Here is a 17,294-nt window from a genome sequence, read left to right on the forward strand (position 1 = left end):
CACGCATCCCGACAGCGCATCCCGACAGCACCCAGAGACCGGACGGCCGAGGGAAGGTCATCCCCACAGACTCACCGGGGTGTCAGCGGCCGCGGACGATCGCCTGGAATCGGTCCGTGAGATTCTGATCTACAGCGATCGCGTTGCCGTCGAGTTCGCGCAGAGCGGCGGCCGTGCGCATCGACGAGACGAACCAGGCCCCGTCCGCGTCCTTGACGTCGTCGAGTCCGAGGTCGGCGTATTCGGCGCGCAGCCCCAGGCCCTGCGCATGATCGAAGATCAGGCGCTGCGTCGTTCCCGACAGCAGACCAGCCTCCGGATTCGGTGTGAGGAGGCGGTTGCCTCGGCGGATGATGAGGTTTGCGGTCGGGCCTTCCAGCACGATTCCGTCGTGGGAGACGAACAGCGCCTCGTCGGCGTCGTTCGCCGCGGCATAGCGGCCGGCCGCCTGATTGACCGCATAGGACAGCGTCTTCGCGCCGATGAGCAGCCACGGGGCCTTGCTGCCGATATAGGCGTCGAATCCGCGGTCGAGGCTGACGGCGGTGACACCCTGCTCCCGGGCTGTGAGGATATGGTCGTCCACGGGCACGGGGAAGGCCCATCCGCGGCCCCGGAACCGACCGTTCGCGTCCTGCTCCCCGCGCGAGAGGGCATAGCGGATCCCGAACTCGACGTTCTGGGGATCGGCGGCGGCCACCTCGGCGATGAGGGAATCGATGACCCGATCCCACAGTCCTTGGTCCGGATCGGACAGATCCAGCGCCGAGGCGGATGCGCGGAAGCGGGTGAAGTGCCGTTCCCGCGACACCACGGTGGCACCGTGCGTCCCCACGCTGACCAGCACGGTTTCGAAGATGCCGTCCCCGCGATGAGCGGAGAGATCCGTGACAGGCAGCTGAGCGGCACCGAGATCGGTGAGCTCGAACTCAGCCGCGGTGGGGTCGACGAGGATGAGCGGATCGGTCATGCGGTACCTCCGAAGAGCAGGCCGAGGACGTAGGTCACGGCGGCGGCACCGAAGCCGATGCCGAGTTGGCGCAGGGCGCGGGGGCCGGGTGATTTGCCCGAGAGCAGGCCGACGATGCCGCCTGTGAACAGCAGCGCGATGCCGACGAGGCCGGCGGAGAGGAACACGGCGGGCAGTCCGGACAGGCCGAAGATGTAGGGCAGGATCGGGATGAGCGCGCCGGAGGAGAAGAAGCAGAAGCTTGACAGGGCAGCGCCGATGCCGGTGCCGAGTTCGTCACGGTCGACCTCGGAGTCGAGGTTCGGCAGGCGCGGCGCCTGTCTGTTCTTCGCCGCCGCGATCGTGCGGTTGGCGCGAGCCTCGGCCTCGTGGGTCTCCATGCCGCGGGCGCGGAAGACGAGGGCGAGCTCGTTGGCGTCGATGTTGAGGTCGGCCAGGGCGTGCCGGGACTCGGGGTCCGGGGTGGAGGCGTCGAGGAGTTCGCGCTGGGAGCGCACCGAGATGTACTCGCCGGCTCCCATCGACAAGGCGCCGGCCAGCAGCCCAGAGACGCCGGTGAGCAGGATGACGGTGTTCGAGACTCCCGCCGCGCCGACGCCGAGGACGAGTGCGAGGTTCGAGACCAGTCCGTCGTTGGCGCCGAAGACGGCGGCACGGAAGTTTCCCGACAGGCGGGCGCGGGAACGGGCAGCCAGAGCGCGGACCACCTCGGCGTGGATGCGTTCGTCGGCGGCCATCTCGGCCGAGGCGGCTTCGTCTTCGTCGTACGGCGAGCTCGTCTCCGACTGCTGAGCAAGAGCGAGGACGAACACGGAGCCGAACAGACCGCCGAGGAAGGCCAGGCAGCGGGTGAGGAGATCGGCGGAACGGCGCTTCTCGGCATGCTCGCCGAGCAGCGTGATCCAATGCTCCTGGTGCCGGGATTCCGCGGCGGCCAGGCTGAGCAGGATCTCACGATCCTCTCCGCTGCGGCGTTCGGCGAGGTTGCGGTAAACCCGTTCCTCGAGCCGTTCGTTGGCGAGGTAGCGCTGCCAGCGGCGAACGGTTCGTCTGTCGGGGGACGCAGGCGGAGTCGCTCCTGCGGAGTCATCGGTCGTCACTGGTCCGAGTCTAGTCGTGCGCTCTGATTCCCGGCACTGGGTGGGCGGCGTTGAGCGGCCGGGCGGGTTCGGTCGAGTGACCGTGACGCTGGGCCGGCGCTGCTCGGTCTGGTGCTGCTCGGTCTGGCGCGTGTGGGCGCGGTTCCGGTGCGGCTGGGGTGCCGCGGGAGCGATCGTCGGCGCGGAGGCAATGACCGCAGAGAATCCGCATCGCGACCGCAGGCCGTCCGCGTGTGCGAAATCGATCAGTGACCGGTTGTTATCAATTCGTAACCTTAAAGCCGGCTGTGGTGCGTTAGATTAATGACCAATGTGAGTTGTGTCACCGTTTCGTTATAGAAGCATGTGATTCGTTACCAATGACGAGTCATAGCGAAGCGTCAGAATCGAGCTTCCCCGCAAGCGCAGCTGTAAAGAGGCCGACACCGGTATGGACGAGCAGTCATGCCGTGGCGGTCATTTCCGGTGCGCCGTCATGTGCGATTCCTCTGGACACAGACAAAGGAGCGAAAGGAACTCCATGAAGTTGCGAACGAAGAGCTGGCTGGCAGTCACCGCCACAGCCGGACTGGTCCTCGGCGGGGTGAGCCCGGCGCTGGCAGCGGGCACCGCGGGACCGACCGAACACACCGATATGGGCGTCAACGGCGACGCCGTGATGGAGCATCTGCAGAAGATCTCCGACATCTCCACCTCGCACGCGGATGAAGGTCACCGTGCGCTGGGAACCCCCGGCTACGAAGAAGCCGTGGAATACGTCGAATCCACCCTCGAGGCGACCGGAGCCTTCGATGTGAAACGTCAGGCCTTCGATGTCGAGGGCCAGAACTTCGGCACCGTCGACGTCAAGGTCGACGGGGAAGCGGTCAAGGTTGCGACCGCCTCATACACAGAGGGAACCACTGAGCCGCTGACCGATCTGCCGGTGGTGCTGCCGGTCGATGACGACAACAGCGACCTGGCCGGCGGACAGCTCGGCTGTCAGGCCAGTGACTTCGACTCCAGCGCCGAAGGTGCGCTTGTGCTCGTGTCCCGCGGCGAATGCGCCTTCGGTGAGAAGACCAAGGCCGCCACCGAGGCCGGTGCCGCAGCGGTCATCATCTACAACAACGACAAGGACAACCCGGACGAGGAGCTCAACGCCACCCTGGGTGAGCGGATGGAAGGCAGTGCCCCGACGGTGACGGTCACCTACAACGTCGGCACCGACCTCCTCGAGAAGGTCGAAGCCGCAGGTGCCGAGGCCGGCGCAGAAGCGGGCAGCCAGACTGACGCCGAGGCGGGTCTCGGGCAGGGTGCCGACGAGACGGAGGAAGCCGCCGCCGACGATGCGGCGGCCGAAGCCGCGGCCCTGACCGCCGACTTCACGCTCGAGACCGAGTTCGTCACCGAGACGACCTGGAACGTCATCGCCGAGACCAAGGCCGGCGACCATGACAACGTCCAGATGTTCGGCGCCCACCTCGACGGGGTCGAAGAAGGCCCCGGCGTCAACGACAACGGTTCGGGGACCGCGGCGCTCCTCGCTTCGGCCGAAGCGCTTGCCGAGCAGCCGACCGCAGTCGACAACGCCATCCGCTTCGGCTGGTGGGGCGCGGAAGAGGTCGGACTCGTCGGTTCGACGAAGTACGTCGCGAGCCTTGACGATGCCGAGCTGGGCAAGATCAAGTCCTACATGAACTTCGACATGATCGGCTCTGACAACTACATCGTCGGCACGCTCGACTCCGACGGCTCCGATGTGCCGATCCCCGACGGCGTCAACGTCCCCGAAGGTTCGGCCGAGCTCGAGAAGATCTTCACCGACTACTTCGCCGACATCGACCAGCCCAACGTCGGCACCGACTTCTCCGGACGTTCGGACTACCAGGCGTTCATCGACAACGGTATCCCGGCCAGCGGCCTGTTCTCCGGAGCAGACGGCACGAAGACGGCTGAAGAGGCTGAGATGTTCGGCGGCACCGTCGGCGAGAAGCACGACACGAACTACCACCAGCCCACGGACACCATCGAGAACGTGAGCAAGGAGTCCATCGACATCTTCGCTCCCGCCATCGGCTTCGCCGTCCACACGCTGGCCTATGAGCTGGCCGACGCGCCGACGGATCCGCCGACCGATCCGACGACTCCACCCACGGATCCCACCGATCCGCCCACGGAGACGCCGACCGAGGCCCCTGACGAACGAACACTGAGCATCGATCCGAAGACGATCGAAGCGCCGGACTTCGTCAGTGAGAAGGGCGTCCAGGTCGCGGCCACCGGCTGCGCCGCCGACACCACGGCGACGATGACGGTGACCCCGAACAACGGGAAGATCGAGACGTTCGAACAGCCCGCCGAGGTCGGAGGCGACGGCACTGCCCGATTCGGAGTCCGCGGACTCGACGACTCGGTGGTCGACAGCTACATCGGCACCTATGACGTCACCGTCGACTGCGAAGGCGGAGACCCGCTGACCGGATCCTTCGAGGTCGTCGCCGAGGGTGATGGACCTGGAGCCGGTGACGGCGGCAACGGCGGCGGTGGAGGAGACCTGCCGCGGACCGGTAACGAAGCCCTGCCGCTGATTCTCTCGGCCGGAGCGCTCATCGCGCTCGGTCTGGTGATGACGCTGGGTTCGCGTCGCCGCCGCAGCTGAGCGGCAGCCGAGACGGCGTGCCCTGATCGGCACGGACGGCCCGACGTGGTCGGTGACTGGAGACGGTCGCCGCCCGCGTCGGGCCGTTCTCATCTGTGAAGACGGCCATGACCATGGTGAGAATCCGACGCCGCAGCGAGGATGACGCAGCTGAGCCTGCCCTGATTCGGATCTGAGACCGATGGACTCATCTGCCGGCGCTCCTCAGGGGTCGTTCACCTTGTCCGGGCACAATGGTCTTCCGTGACTCCCAAACGCTTCTTCAACTTCTTCGCCATCGCCGAGACCGTGACCTGGACTCTGCTGCTGATCGGCATGTTCCTCAAGTACATCACCCACACCACCGAGGTGGGCGTGCGGATCGGCGGAGGCATCCACGGCTTCGTCTTCATCTGCTTCGTCATCGCCGTCATCGGCGTCGGCACCTCGCAGCAGTGGAGCAAGCGTCGGATCGCCACCGGCCTCGGGTCGGCGTTCATCCCCTATGCCACGATTCCCTTCGAGCGCTCGGTGGAGAAGACCGGATCTCTTGAAGGCGACTGGGGGCTGGGCCGCAACGGCCGCACCCCGCAGACCTGGTTCGAGAAGCTCACCTCCTGGTGCATCCGGTCGCCGTGGCTGGCGGTCGGCCTCGGGATCATCTTCGTCGTCCTCGTCTTCTCCGGGCTGCTGTTGGCGGGCCCTCCCGGCGACTGGGGCAGATGATCGACTGATCGACACCGCGAGCCCGCAGCGCGGACGGCTCTGCCCGACCGCCTCGGCGAGGGGCGGCAGGTGCGGATATGGACGGACGGCGGGCGTGAAGGGCCGCCTCGGCGGACATCCTCCCTGTCCTGTGTCCGTGGCCTCGCATAGGATGAATGGGACGGCCCGGAGAACGGCCGCCCAACCGCGATGAAAGGCCCACTGATGGACCTGCTCTTCGGCGTCGGAGGAATCGGCATCCTCGTCGTCATCATTCTCATTGCCCTGCTCGTGATCCTCAGGTCCTACAAGATCGCCTCACCGTCCGAAGCGCTCATCATCACCGGACGCAACGCTTCGGGATCGTCCGGCACCGGTCGCATCGTCATCGGCGGTCGTTCTGTCGTCTATCCGATCGTGCAGAAGGCGTTCATCCTGTCGCTGTCCTCGCGGCAGATCTCCGTCGAGATCGACGGCATCTCCATCAACGGCATCGCCCTGCGTCTGCGCGGAGTCGCCCAGGTCAAGGTCGGCGGCACCGAGGATGATGTGCGCAAGGCCGCGCAGCGCTTCCTCGACCAGCAGGACCAGATCGACCACTACTCGAAGGAGATCCTCTCGGGCACCCTGCGCGCCGTGGTCGGCACGCTCACCGTCGAGCAGATCATCCAGGATCGCGCTTCCTTCGCCGCGCAGGTGCAGGAGGAGTCCGCGCACTCGATGAACAATCAGGGCCTCATCATCGACACGTTCCAGATCTCGGCGGTCGAGGACGAAGGCAGCTACCTGCGCGACTGGGGCCGTCCGCAGGCCGCCGAGGTGGCGAAGAACGCCGCCATCGCCGAGGCGAACGCCGGTCGCGCATCGGCCGTCGAGCAGGCGCAGCAGAACGAGGAGACCCAGAAGCAGCAGGCGCTGACCGACCAGGCTATCGCCGAACAGCAGCAGCAGCTGGCTCTGCGCCGGGCCGCGCTGAAGGAAGAGGCCGATCAGCGTCAGGCGACGGCCGACAATGCGGGCCCGCTGGCGGCGGCAGCCGAGAAGCAGAAGCTGCTCGAAAAAGACCGGATCGTGGCGAAGGAAGCCGCGGAACTGCGTGCCGAACAGCTCGATGCCGAGGTGCGCCGACCCGCCGACGCCGAACGCTACCGGCAGCAGGCCTCCGCCGATGCGCGGGCGTATGAGATCGAGGCGCAGGGTCGGGCCGAGGCAGCCGCCGAACTGCACCGTCGGTCGAAGGACGCCGAGGCGATCCGGCTCGAGGGTGAAGCTGAAGCCGATGCGATCAGGGCGCGCGGTGAGGCGGAAGCCGAGGCGCTGCGGGCCCAGGCCGAGGCCTACAAGCAGTTCAACGATGCGGCCGTGCTGTCGAAGGTGCTCGAAGTGCTGCCGAGCGTAGCAGGCGAGCTCGTCGCACCGTACGCGAACATCAAGGATCTCTCGATCGTGTCCACCGATGGCGAATCGAAGCTCGCGAACTCCGTATCGAACAACCTCTCGCAGGTCCTCGAAGTCGTGCGCGGAACGACCGGAGTCGACCTCACCGACCTCGTGGCCAAGGCGAAGGGCTCCGGCGAGGCTGGTTCGAGTGGTGATGGGCCGGACGGGTCCGGAAAGCCGGGAGGGCCTGGTGGGTCCGGCGGATCCGACAGCGGGGGACCGGACGGAGCCTCTGCCGCGGATGGGAGTACAGGCAAGGTCGTCGACGGGGTCGTGGCAGACGGCGCGGCCGCCGGTCCACGATCGAACCGCTCCGGCTTCGACCCGAAGGCCTTCCTCGACGACAGCGGGGTCGATCTCGACCGGATCGGCGACGAGGTGAAGAAGGCCACCGGCTTCGATGTCCAGGCCTATATCGACGAGGCGAAGCGCCGCCTCGACGAAAGCGGAGCAGGCGCGGCGGGGACCGGTCAGGCCGGGGTCGGCTCGGGCGAAGCCGCGCCCGGTGGCGATGAGCCCGGCGACGATCAGGGCACCGACGGAAGGGGCACCCGCGGTCAGGACGACGACGGTCAGGACACTCAGAGCTGACAGCAGCGGATGCCGGGGCGCGCGCATCGCGTCGGCAGCGGCCGCTGAGGACCTCTTGGGCGGCCGTTTCGTGCACGGAGCGCGCCGAGGTGCCGACCGGCCGGGCGGTGATGTGTCCTGCAGCCGGGCTCGGGTGGCTCCGATTCTTCGTCGAGGCCGACCAGATGCATAAATAAATGTGCATATGTTAATGTGTTGAGTCGAGGAGGTATCTATGGCTCATGATCATGCGCATGGTTCAGGTTCACGGCGGCAGCTGAGGATCGTCTTCGGCATCGTCGCGACGATCTTCGTCTTCCAGCTCATCGGGTCCGTCGTCACGGGCAGCCTGGCGCTGCTCATCGACACCGGCCACAATGCCGTCGATCTCATCGGCATCGGGATCGCACTCTTCGCGGCGAGTCTGGTCAGCAAACCGACGGGCGGACAGAAGACCTGGGGGTTCCGCCGGGCGGAAGTGCTCGCCGCCGGTGCCCAGGCGACTCTGCTGCTGGGGCTCGGCGTCTACAGCCTCATCGAAGGCATCCGGAGATTCTTCGTCCCGCCGGAGGTGCCCGGCCCGGGCCTGCTGCTCTTCGGTGCCATCGGCCTCGTGGGCAATCTCGTCTCCATCGTCATCCTCAGCTCATCGAAGGAAGACTCCCTCAACCTCAAGGCCGCGTTCCTCGAGGTCATTGCCGATGCACTCGGCTCGGTGGCCGTGATCTTCGCCGCTCTGGCGATCTGGCTCTTCGGGTGGGAGCGCGCCGATGCGGTCGCTGCTCTGGTTATCGCGGCGCTCATCGTCCCCAGAGCGTTCGCCATCCTGCGTGAGACCGGATCGATCCTGCTCGAAGCGGCGCCGAAGGAACTCGACCTCGACAAGGTCCGCGAGCACCTCGAAGCCGTCGAGCATGTGCGGGAAATCCACGACCTCCACATCACCCGAATCGACTCGAATCTGCCGGTGCTCACCGCTCATGTGGTACTCGCGGACGAATGCTTCTATGACGGGCATGCTCCGCGCATTCTCAAGGCTCTGCAGGAATGCCTGACGGAGCACCACAAGATCGCGATCGAACACTCGACGTTCCAGTTCGATCGGGCGAAGGACGCCGCCGAGGAGACTCATACCCACGACTGAGGCGGCCCACCTCCACCGGCCGATGACCGATGAGGGTGGGCCGCCTCGGCGGGGGTTCGGCTCACTGTCCGGGCAGGATCTCCAGCGAATCCGTGCGGAAGCGTTCGAGCTTGGCCAGGTCGATGGAGACGCCGAAGCCGATGCCGGTGGGCACGTCGACCTTGCCGTCGTACATGACGATCTCCTCGGTGATGTCCTCATGGAAGAAGCGGTTCGAGCCGGAGATGTCGCCGGGCAGGGTGAAGCCCGGCAGCGAGGCCAGAGCCGCATTCGCAGCCCTCCCCAGTCCGGTTTCGACCATTCCGCCGTGCCAGACGGCGACGCCGTGGGCGGCGGCGAGATCGTGGATCTTCTTCGCCTCGATGAACCCGCCGACCCGTCCGGGTTTGATGTTGATCACGGAGGTGGCTCCCAACATGATCGCGTCCGCGGCCGCCTCGGCGGAGACGATCGACTCATCAAGGCACATCGGGGTGTCCATGAGCTTCGCGAGCTCCGCATGTTGGCGGATATCGGCTTCGCCGAGGGGCTGTTCGATGAGGAGCAATCCGTATTCGTCGAGGCGCCGCAGATGAGCAGCGTCGACGAGGGTGTAGGCGGCGTTGGCATCGACCTGGAAGCCGAAGTCGTCGCCGAAGGCCTTGCGCACGGCGGCCACGGGGGCGATGTCCTTGCCGGGTTTGATCTTCAGCTTGATCCGGGCGTACCCCTCGTCAAGGTAGTCGCCGATGACCTTGACGGTCTCCTCGACGGAATCCTGGATGCCCACCGATACGCCCGAGGGAACCGTATCGACGACTCCGCCCAGGTAGTCCTTGAACGACTGGTCGTTGAGCTTCAGCTGAGCTTCGATGACGGCCATCTCGAGTGCGGACTTCGCCATCGGGTGGCCGATGACGTGGCGGAGATGCCACCCGACGGTCTCCGCGGTGAGGTCCTCGACGTCGAAGAGCAGCGGTGCCAGCCAGCGGCGAGTGACGTCGATGCCGGCGGCCACGTACTCGGAGGAGTAGAGCGGGGAGATCATCGCGACGGACTCACCCCACCCGGTGATCTCGCCCTTCGGAGTGTCGAACACCGCCTCGACGAGGTAGCAGTCCTTCTCCGTCTCCCGCATGAACGAGGTCTCGAACGGGGTGACGAGAGGAATCGAGACTTGGTGGAGGGTGACTGACTTGAGCTTCATATGCCGGGCTCCTGCTTCGCAACGGGGCGGATGGGTCTTCGCTTCCACCTTATGCCAACGGTCCGCAATGAGGAGGCGAGTATCGCGATTCAGGTCGGGAAGGACTCTGGAGCCTCATCGCAATACCTCCGGAAAAGAAACCCTGGAGCGGCGGTCCGGGGATTGATAGTGTGAACAGAAGTCTTCCTGTCAGCAAGGGGGCCACCGTCGTGAACGACGACCTGCGCACTTTCACCGCACGCAGACAGTCCTGGTTCGGCCTCAAGCTGCCGGTCAAAACCGCCCTCGCTCAACCGGCGTTCCACCCGCTGCTGCGAACGATCGCGCCCTGGATCAGAGGGCTGAAAATCGGTCGCCTCCCCGCCCCCATCGAACTCACCGAGGTGCGCGGACGAGCGGGAGGAGCGGACTTCGTCCTCGTCGAGCCCTTCCGCTGCGAAATCGCCAAGGAGTTCTACTGGGGCAAAGGCCGCCGCACCGAACCCGAAGACGCGTTCGCCCTCGATCTCATGGTCGCGCTCAGTGCGGACGCGGACGTCTTCCTCGACATCGGAGCCTACACCGGAGTGTTCACCATGGCCGTCCTCGCGGCGAACGAGAATGTGCGCGCCCACCTCTTCGAGATCATCCCGGCTGTCGTCGCCGGCGCGGAGAAGAACATCGACCGCAACGGCTTCAACACCCGCGTGACCGTCCACCCGACCGGAGTCGGCAGTCCCGACACCTGGATGAAGGTGCCCATCGGGGACGGGGGATCGGCGCTGCCGTCGTTCTACTCCTCGGACATGCACTTCGACTCTGACGCCGAGGTGCGCTTCACCTCCCTCGACGCCCTCCTGCCCGAGGTGCTGGCCGAAGTGCCGGACCGAGACACGCAGTCGCAGCCGGGGGAGGGCCTTCCCGACGGTTCGTGGCGGGGCGAGACGCCGCGTGTGACGGTGAAGATCGACGTCGAAGGCGGGGAGAACGACGTCCTCGCCCACGGGCGGGACTTCCTCGCCGCGGTGCACCCGGACATTCTGTGCGAGGTCCTCGATGACCGCGCGAAATCGTGGGAGCTCATGGGCCACCTCGGCGAGCACGGCTACCACTTTTACCTCGTCGGTGAGGATCGGCTAAAGGCGCGGAGGGCGATTCAGCCGGATCCGCGGCTTCGCGACTGGCTGTTCACGCTGAAGTCACCGGAGCAGATGCGCGCGGCAGGTTACCCAGTCGATTAGCCGCCGAGCTGACCGCGGTTACCGACAGGTAACTGTGCGCAGATTGCACATTCTCGGCTCGAAACTGGCAATCTGCGCACACTTAACTGCGTAGGGGAGTCCCTGGCGCGCTGGCAGCGGGACTGGGTGGCGGCAGCCCGCCGAGTTCGCTCAGCCGTGCAGCCGTCCGATCCGCCTCAGCCCTGCAGCTGATCGGCGATGAGGGCGGCCAACAGAGCGGTGCGCGGGGCGATCTCGTCGACGACGGCGTGTTCGTGTTCGGCATGCGCCCCATCACCGACGGCGCCCAGACCGTCGAGGGTGGAGATGCCGTCACCGGCAGTGAAGTTCCCATCCGAGGCTCCGCCCACCGACACTCCCTGCGGCGCGGGCAGCCCGAGTTCACCCGCAAGGGCCGTCGCCCGGTCGAAGAGCGCAGCCGACTGCTCCCGTTCGAACGGAGGCCGGTTGATCCCGCCGAGGACCTCCGTCGTCGAGCCCTCCACCTGAGGTTTCTCAGCCAACTCACGGATCTGCGCATCCACGCGTTCGAGCTCGGCCGCCGTCCGGGCGCGCACATCGATGTCCACCCGGGCTTCGGCCGGCACAGTGTTCGACGTCGTCCCCGCGCTGATCACGGTCGGCACCACCGTCGTCCCCGCTGAAGCGTCGGCGAGCCCTGCCACCAACGGCAGGGTCAGGGCCAGGGCCATGCCCGCGTTGATGCCCTTCTCCGGTTCGAGGCCGGCGTGCGAGGCCCTGCCGGTGAACTTCAGCACGTAGTTGCTCGTGCCCTTGCGCTCGAGTTTGAGCGCGCCGTCGGCGCTCGCCTCCATGACGAACACGGCCTTCGCCTCGGCCGCCTCGGCGCGAATGAGATCCGAGGAGGACAGGGAGCCGATCTCCTCATCACCGGTGACGAGGATCGACAGACCGTCCAACCCGCCCGCGCCGAGGTGGTCGGCCACCATCGCGGTCGCGTGCACGCTCATGATCGCTCCGGTGAGCATGTCGAAGCTGCCGGGACCGCGGAGGATCCCGTCTTCGGTGGAGAACGGGAGACGTTCGAGCGTGCCGTGTGGCCACACCGTGTCCTGGTGGTTGAGCAGGACGACGCGGGCAGGCCCGGTGCCGAAGCGCAGGCGCACGTGGGTGGTGCCGTCGACGTCGAGCAGCTCCGCCTCGGCGCCGAGGCGGTCGTCCAGGAGCGCGGCGAAGTCCCGAGCACCCGCGGCCACGGCCGCCTTGTCGTGGGAGGGGGTCTCGAGGGAGATGACCCGTTCGATGTCGGCGAGCATGTCGGGCAGGCGTCGCTTCGCCTGTTCGACGAAGTCAGCGGGCTGGGGCGACGGCGATGTGGTGGAAGTCATGGTGCGAGTCTACGGAAGGCCGGTTGCCGTCTCCCGCGGTGTCCGGATGGTGCGATCGATGCATGACCAGTGACGGCACCAGATGTGTGCCTGGATGCGGGACGGAGATCACCGCGCAAACCCAGCCGTCTGTGGTTTGCTTGTCCTATGGGTGAGGCAGTCAGCTCGAAGCGGTACACGCCGGAAGAACGCACACTGTATCGAGAGAAGCTCGCAGAGAATCTCGAGCTCTTCGATACCTACCTTCGCCATGCGGATTTCAAATCGGCGGGCACGATCGGGCTCGAACTCGAGCTCAACCTCGTCGGCGACGGCAATCAGCCGAGCCTGCGGAACAAGGAAGTGCTCGCCCGACTCGATGACGAGTACCAATCCGAGATCGGCGCGTTCAACCTCGAACTCAACCACCCGGTGCTTCAGGTCGCGGGCCGTGGGCTCAAAACACTTGAAGCCGGTGTCGCCCACCGCCTGGAGAAAGCGCAGAAGGCCGCCGAGGAGGACGGACTCAAGGCGGTGTCGATCGGTACCCTGCCGACCCTGACCACCGAGTTCCTCACCGACGAGAAGTGGATGACCGAGGAGAACCGGTACGAGGCGCTGAGCAACTCGGTCATCGACGCCCGCGGCGAGTACGTCCGCATCGAGCTCGGCCGCGAAGAGCGGTGCAAGGCGGAGTTCTCCGATATCGCTCCGGAGTCCTCCTGCACGTCGATGCAGCTGCACCTGCAGGTGGCGCCGAACCGGTTCGCCGATGCGTGGAACGCCTCGCAGGCGATCGCCGGGGCGCAGGTCGCGATGGCAGCGAACTCGCCGCTGTTCGTCGGCCGCAAGCTGTGGCACGAATCCCGGATCCCGATCTTCGCGCAGTCCATCGACACCCGCACGCCCGAATTGGTCAACCAGGGTGTGCGTCCCCGAGTGTGGTTCGGCGAACGATGGATCACCAGCGTCTTCGACCTCTTCGAGGAGAACGTCCGCTACTTCCCGCCGCTGCTGCCGGAGATCAAGGACTTCGTCGAATTCCGTGCCGCCGACGCTCCGAAGCTCTTCGAACTCAATCTGCACAACGGCACCGTGTGGCGGTGGAACCGTCCCATCTACAACTCCGATGACGGCGGCGCCCATATCCGTGTCGAGAACCGGCTGCTGCCGGCCGGCCCGACCCCGGTCGACATGGTCGCCGATGCGGCCTTCTACTACGGACTGGCCGAGTTTCTCGTCGGTGAGAACCGTCCCGTGTGGTCGCGGATGTCGTTCGCCGAGGCGGAGGAGAACTTCAACGCCTGTGCCAAGGACGGGATCGAGGCGCGCGTGACGTGGCCGAAGATCGGGCGCATCGGCGTGGCCGACCTCGTCACCGATGTGCTCGCCCCCCAGGCCAGGCGCGGACTGGCACGACTGAACATCGACAAGGACGTCATCGACGAATACATGTCGATCATCGAGGGCCGCGCCGACCGCCGCATCAACGGTGCGACCTGGCAGCTGAAAGCCCTCGAGAGCCTCGCGCCCGGAAGCCGACAGGACTCACCCGAACGCGTCGAGGGCATCACGGCGATGATGGACGCCTACCTGGCGAACCAGGCGACCGGCAAGCCCGTCCACACTTGGGAGATCCCCACCCGCTGAGGCTGACTTCTCCTTACGGAGTGCCCGCCCGCGGACTCAGAGGCGTTCGACCTCGACGAAGACGACGTCGGCGCTGCCTCCGGGATTCGAGACCTCGTGCTCGGACCCTGCCGGGCGTGTGTAGGAGACTCCGGCCTCGAGCTCGGCACGGATCTCGGTGCCATCCGAATTGTGCACGAGCATCGTGTCCGTGACCATCGGCACCACGACGTACTCATACTCATGTTTGTGCATCGGGATGACGCCGTCGGGCCGGATCGTCCACTTGGTCACCCGGAATACGCCGTTGTCGAGCTGGACCTCGCCGGTCGAGCCGGTGTCTGCTGCATTGTCTGCGGTCATGGTGATCTCCTTCGATGCGCGAACGGCCTGCGGCGGAAGCCGGGACGGACCTGACGCCTTCACTGTATCGCTCGCACCGCTCCGTCTGGGCATCTCACGGGCGCACACCGCCACCTGCCCTCACAGCGAGCGGGCTCGACTTAAACCGATCCACCCGGGCTAGCATAAGGGATATGCGATACCCACTTGCTGACATCGACGACGTCGACGATGACATCCGCGCCCAGATCCTCGAAGTCGCCGAGAAGTCGGGCTTCGTGCCCAACGTCTTCCTCGCCCTGGCCCGCCGACCGGACGAATTCCGCGCCTTCTTCGCCTACTATGACGCGCTCATGGAGAAGGAGACGGGGAACCTGACCAAAGCCGATCGGGAGATGATCGTCGTGGCCACCTCGGCGATCAATCACTGCCTCTACTGCGTCGTCGCGCACGGGGCGATGCTGCGGATCTTCCAGAAAGACGCGCTCATCGCCGATGTCGTCGCCACGAACTACCGCCAGGCTGATATCAGCCCACGTCAGATGGCTATGCTCGACTTCGCCGTGAAGGTCTGCGACGAACCGTGGGCCGTAGGAGACGCCGACCACCAGAGGCTTGCCGACCACGGATTCGACGCCGAAGACGCCTGGGACATCGCCGCGATCACCGGCTTCTTCGGGCTGTCCAACCGCATGGCCCACATCTCCGGAATGCTCCCGAACCCGGAGTTCTACACCCTCGGCCGCCTCCCGCGTGAGAAGAAGTGAACCGATGACCTCATCCACCCTCGCAGAGGCCGACCCCACCACCCGGGGCTCCGCCGTTTCCGGTCCGGCAGCCTCCGCCGGTTCCGGTCCGGCCGCCTCCGCCCGTTCCGGGCTGGTCAAGCCCTTCGCAGCGATGGGCATCGTCGCCACCGTCGGGCAGATGCAGCGCGCTGGTCGCGACACCATCGCCATGTGCCTGGGCGAACCGACCCAGGGCGCGCCCAGCCCAGTGCTCACCCGCGCCGCCGAAGTCATGAACGACGGTACGGGACTCGGATACTCGCCGATCTTCGGCATCCCCGAACTTCGCGAAGTCATCGCCTCCCACTACCGCGACTGGTACGGACTCGACATCGCACCCGACCGCATCGCCGTGACGACCGGATCCTCCGGCGCCTTCCAGACGACGTTTCTCACCTGCTTCGACGTCGGTGATCGGGTGGCTCTGGCCCGGCCCGGATACGGCGCGTACAAGAACATCCTCGCGGCACTCGGCTGCGAGGTCGTCGAACTCGACTGCGGTGCCGACGAAGGGTTCCAGCCCACCGTCGACCTCTTGGCCGCCGCCCATGCGAAGGCCCCGCTCAAGGGGCTCATGCTCGCCTCACCCGCGAACCCCACGGGCACGATGATCGGCCCCGAGGCACTCGGGCAGATCGTCGACTGGTGCCGAGACAACGGGGTGCAGGTGATCTCCGATGAGATCTACCACGGCATCAGCTATATCGGCACCCGCGGAGAATGCGCACTCGCCCACGACGACACTGCCATCGTCATCTCCTCGTTCTCCAAATACTGGGGCATGACCGGGTGGCGCCTCGGCTGGGCGATCCTGCCCGAAGCGCTCGTCGCCCCGGCCCAGAACGTCACGGGAAATCTTTCCCTGTGCGCCCCGGTTCCGGCGCAGTACGCGGCGGTCGCGGCCTTCGCCGATGAGTCCTATGCCGAATGCGAAGCGGCCGTGGCCTCATTCGCCGGGGCCCGCGAGCATGTGCTGAACGCCGCTGCCGACCTCGGCTTCGGCGAGATGGCCCCACCCGACGGCGCCTTCTACATGTACGCCCGCGTCGATGACATCCTCGACCGCGCGGGCTTGGCGACCTCCGGCCAATGGTGTGAGCAGGTGCTCGAGGCCACCGGCGTTGCGCTCGCCCCCGGTGACGATTTCGACTCCGTCGACGGATCCAGGTCGGTGCGCCTGTCGCTGGCCGTCGGAGCGGACCGGACGGCCGAAGCCATCGACCGCATCCTCGACTTCAAGGGATGAGCCCTGAACGTCGTGAGATGAGCCCTTCCGAGGGGATTCGATGAGCGCCGAGGATGTGCGAGCGGGCGGGCCGCCTCCGCCACCGAAGGCCCTGCCGGTGATCGGCGTCATTCTCGCGGCCGTTCTGCTCGGGTCGGCCGGGCTCTTCGTCATCCTCGCCGAGGCGACCGCCCCCACTGCCGCTTTCCTGCGGTGTTGGATCGCGGTCGTTGTGCTCGCTCCGTTGGCGGTGCTCGAGCTGCGTCGGCACGGGCGGTTTCCACCGAAGGCGATCCTCATCGCCGCGGTCTCCGGTGCCGCGCTCGGCATCGACTATGTGCTGTGGGCCCAGAGCGTGCTCGACGCCGGTCTGGGTGTGTCCACGGTCCTCATCAGCGTCCAAGTCATCGTGTTCCCGGCACTGGTGTGGGCGTTCGGCGGTTCCCGGCCGGGCTGGCTGTTCATCGGCTGCGTGCCCATCATGATCGTCGGCATGCTGCTGACCGGAGGAGTGTTCGGTGCTGATGAGACGGCGGCGAATCCGACGCGGGGAGCGATCTTCGGGGTGCTGTCCGGTGTGCTCTACGGCGTGTACATCTTCGGCATCCACCACAGTCGGAAGGTCGCCGGAGACTTCGTCGTCGCCCCGGTCCAGGTGGGCACGATCGCCGCCGGTGTGATGACCGCCGTGGCCGGGCTGACCCTCGGCGGACTCGACTTCGACCTCGGCTGGGCCGGTTGGGGTTGGATGATCGCCCTGGCCGTCTGCGGTCAGGCGCTGTCGTGGGTGCTGCTGAGCATCTCCAGCCCGCTGGTGCCGGTGTCGATGACCGCTGCGCTCATGCTGCTGCAGCCGCTGTCAGCGGTGGTGCTCGGATCCCTCATCGCCGGGGAACGGCTGCAGGCGGGACAGTGGATCGGCGCCGTGCTCGTGGCCCTCATCGTATGGATCGTCGGCGGGGGACCTGAGGCTCTGACACGTCGTCGACGTCGGTAGGGGTGGGCCGCCTCGGCGAAGGAATCGCTG

At 66.4% G+C, this 17,294-nt stretch carries 14 protein-coding genes; 9 read left to right on the plus strand and 5 right to left on the minus strand.

The annotated features are described in order from the left end of the window. Positions 1–82: 82 nt before the first annotated feature. Together ACTIIH_RS05300 and ACTIIH_RS05305 are read right to left on the minus strand one after the other, a co-directional pair. A complete protein-coding gene (locus ACTIIH_RS05300; RefSeq protein ID WP_101554388.1) occupies positions 83–970 on the minus strand; it encodes an aminotransferase class IV in 888 nt (295 codons plus the stop codon). After that, the gene (locus tag ACTIIH_RS05305; protein ID WP_101595325.1) at positions 967–2,070 is read right to left on the minus strand and encodes a VIT1/CCC1 transporter family protein; all 1,104 of its coding nucleotides are present in this window, start codon (positions 2,068–2,070) and stop codon (positions 967–969) included. Before ACTIIH_RS05305 ends, ACTIIH_RS05300 begins: the two co-directional genes overlap by 4 nt. A gap of 520 nt (positions 2,071–2,590) precedes the next feature. Here ACTIIH_RS05305 and ACTIIH_RS05310 point away from each other — a divergent pair. The 4 genes from ACTIIH_RS05310 to ACTIIH_RS05325 all read left to right on the plus strand — a co-directional run bounded on the left by ACTIIH_RS05310 (position 2,591) and on the right by ACTIIH_RS05325 (position 8,549). Then, a complete protein-coding gene (locus ACTIIH_RS05310) occupies positions 2,591–4,711 on the plus strand; it encodes a M28 family peptidase (RefSeq protein WP_441450935.1) in 2,121 nt (706 codons plus the stop codon). Between the two features lie 243 nt (positions 4,712–4,954). Continuing rightward, positions 4,955–5,416 carry a DUF3817 domain-containing protein gene (locus tag ACTIIH_RS05315; RefSeq protein ID WP_441450937.1) on the plus strand — a complete coding sequence of 154 codons (462 nt, stop codon included), beginning with the start codon at positions 4,955–4,957 and terminating at the stop codon, positions 5,414–5,416. Positions 5,417–5,620: 204 nt separating this feature from the next. Next, positions 5,621–7,426, plus strand: coding sequence for a flotillin family protein (locus ACTIIH_RS05320; RefSeq protein WP_441450939.1), 1,806 nt, complete (start codon positions 5,621–5,623; stop codon positions 7,424–7,426). 214 nt (positions 7,427–7,640) lie between these two features. After that, on the plus strand, positions 7,641–8,549 hold the full coding sequence (locus ACTIIH_RS05325) for a cation diffusion facilitator family transporter (protein ID WP_441450941.1): 909 nt from the start codon (positions 7,641–7,643) through the stop codon (positions 8,547–8,549). Positions 8,550–8,610: 61 nt separating this feature from the next. On the opposite strand, the gene menC is transcribed toward ACTIIH_RS05325, so the two are convergent. After that, a complete protein-coding gene (gene menC / locus ACTIIH_RS05330; protein ID WP_441450943.1) occupies positions 8,611–9,735 on the minus strand; it encodes an o-succinylbenzoate synthase in 1,125 nt (374 codons plus the stop codon). A 209-nt stretch (positions 9,736–9,944) separates the two neighbouring features. Between menC and ACTIIH_RS05335 the strand changes: the two genes are divergently transcribed. Then, positions 9,945–10,955, plus strand: a complete 1,011-nt coding sequence (locus ACTIIH_RS05335) for an FkbM family methyltransferase (protein ID WP_441450945.1) — start codon at positions 9,945–9,947, stop codon at positions 10,953–10,955. Positions 10,956–11,131: 176 nt separating this feature from the next. On the opposite strand, the gene ACTIIH_RS05340 is transcribed toward ACTIIH_RS05335, so the two are convergent. Further along, entirely contained in the window at positions 11,132–12,304 is a 1,173-nt protein-coding gene (locus tag ACTIIH_RS05340) for a M20 family metallopeptidase (protein WP_441450947.1), read from the minus strand. Between the two features lie 147 nt (positions 12,305–12,451). On the opposite strand from ACTIIH_RS05340, the gene ACTIIH_RS05345 reads away from it, so the two are divergent. Further along, entirely contained in the window at positions 12,452–13,933 is a 1,482-nt protein-coding gene (locus tag ACTIIH_RS05345; protein ID WP_441450949.1) for a glutamate--cysteine ligase, read from the plus strand. Positions 13,934–13,969: 36 nt separating this feature from the next. Here the strand turns inward: ACTIIH_RS05345 and ACTIIH_RS05350 are convergent, their stop codons facing one another. After that, positions 13,970–14,275 (minus strand): cupin, encoded by a 306-nt coding sequence (locus ACTIIH_RS05350; protein ID WP_441450951.1) that lies wholly within the window; start codon positions 14,273–14,275, stop codon positions 13,970–13,972. Between the two features lie 173 nt (positions 14,276–14,448). Between ACTIIH_RS05350 and ACTIIH_RS05355 the strand changes: the two genes are divergently transcribed. The 3 genes from ACTIIH_RS05355 to ACTIIH_RS05365 all read left to right on the plus strand — a co-directional run bounded on the left by ACTIIH_RS05355 (position 14,449) and on the right by ACTIIH_RS05365 (position 17,264). After that, positions 14,449–15,021, plus strand: a complete 573-nt coding sequence (locus ACTIIH_RS05355) for a peroxidase-related enzyme (RefSeq protein ID WP_441450953.1) — start codon at positions 14,449–14,451, stop codon at positions 15,019–15,021. 133 nt (positions 15,022–15,154) lie between these two features. Then, positions 15,155–16,288 carry a pyridoxal phosphate-dependent aminotransferase gene (locus ACTIIH_RS05360; protein ID WP_441450979.1) on the plus strand — a complete coding sequence of 378 codons (1,134 nt, stop codon included), beginning with the start codon at positions 15,155–15,157 and terminating at the stop codon, positions 16,286–16,288. A gap of 40 nt (positions 16,289–16,328) precedes the next feature. After that, complete coding sequence (locus tag ACTIIH_RS05365) at positions 16,329–17,264, plus strand: DMT family transporter (protein ID WP_441450955.1); 936 nt, start codon at positions 16,329–16,331, stop codon at positions 17,262–17,264. Positions 17,265–17,294 lie beyond the last annotated feature (30 nt).

It is taken from the genome of Brevibacterium sp. (genome assembly GCF_052105255.1).
Lineage (GTDB): Bacteria > Actinomycetota > Actinomycetes > Actinomycetales > Brevibacteriaceae > Brevibacterium > Brevibacterium linens_B.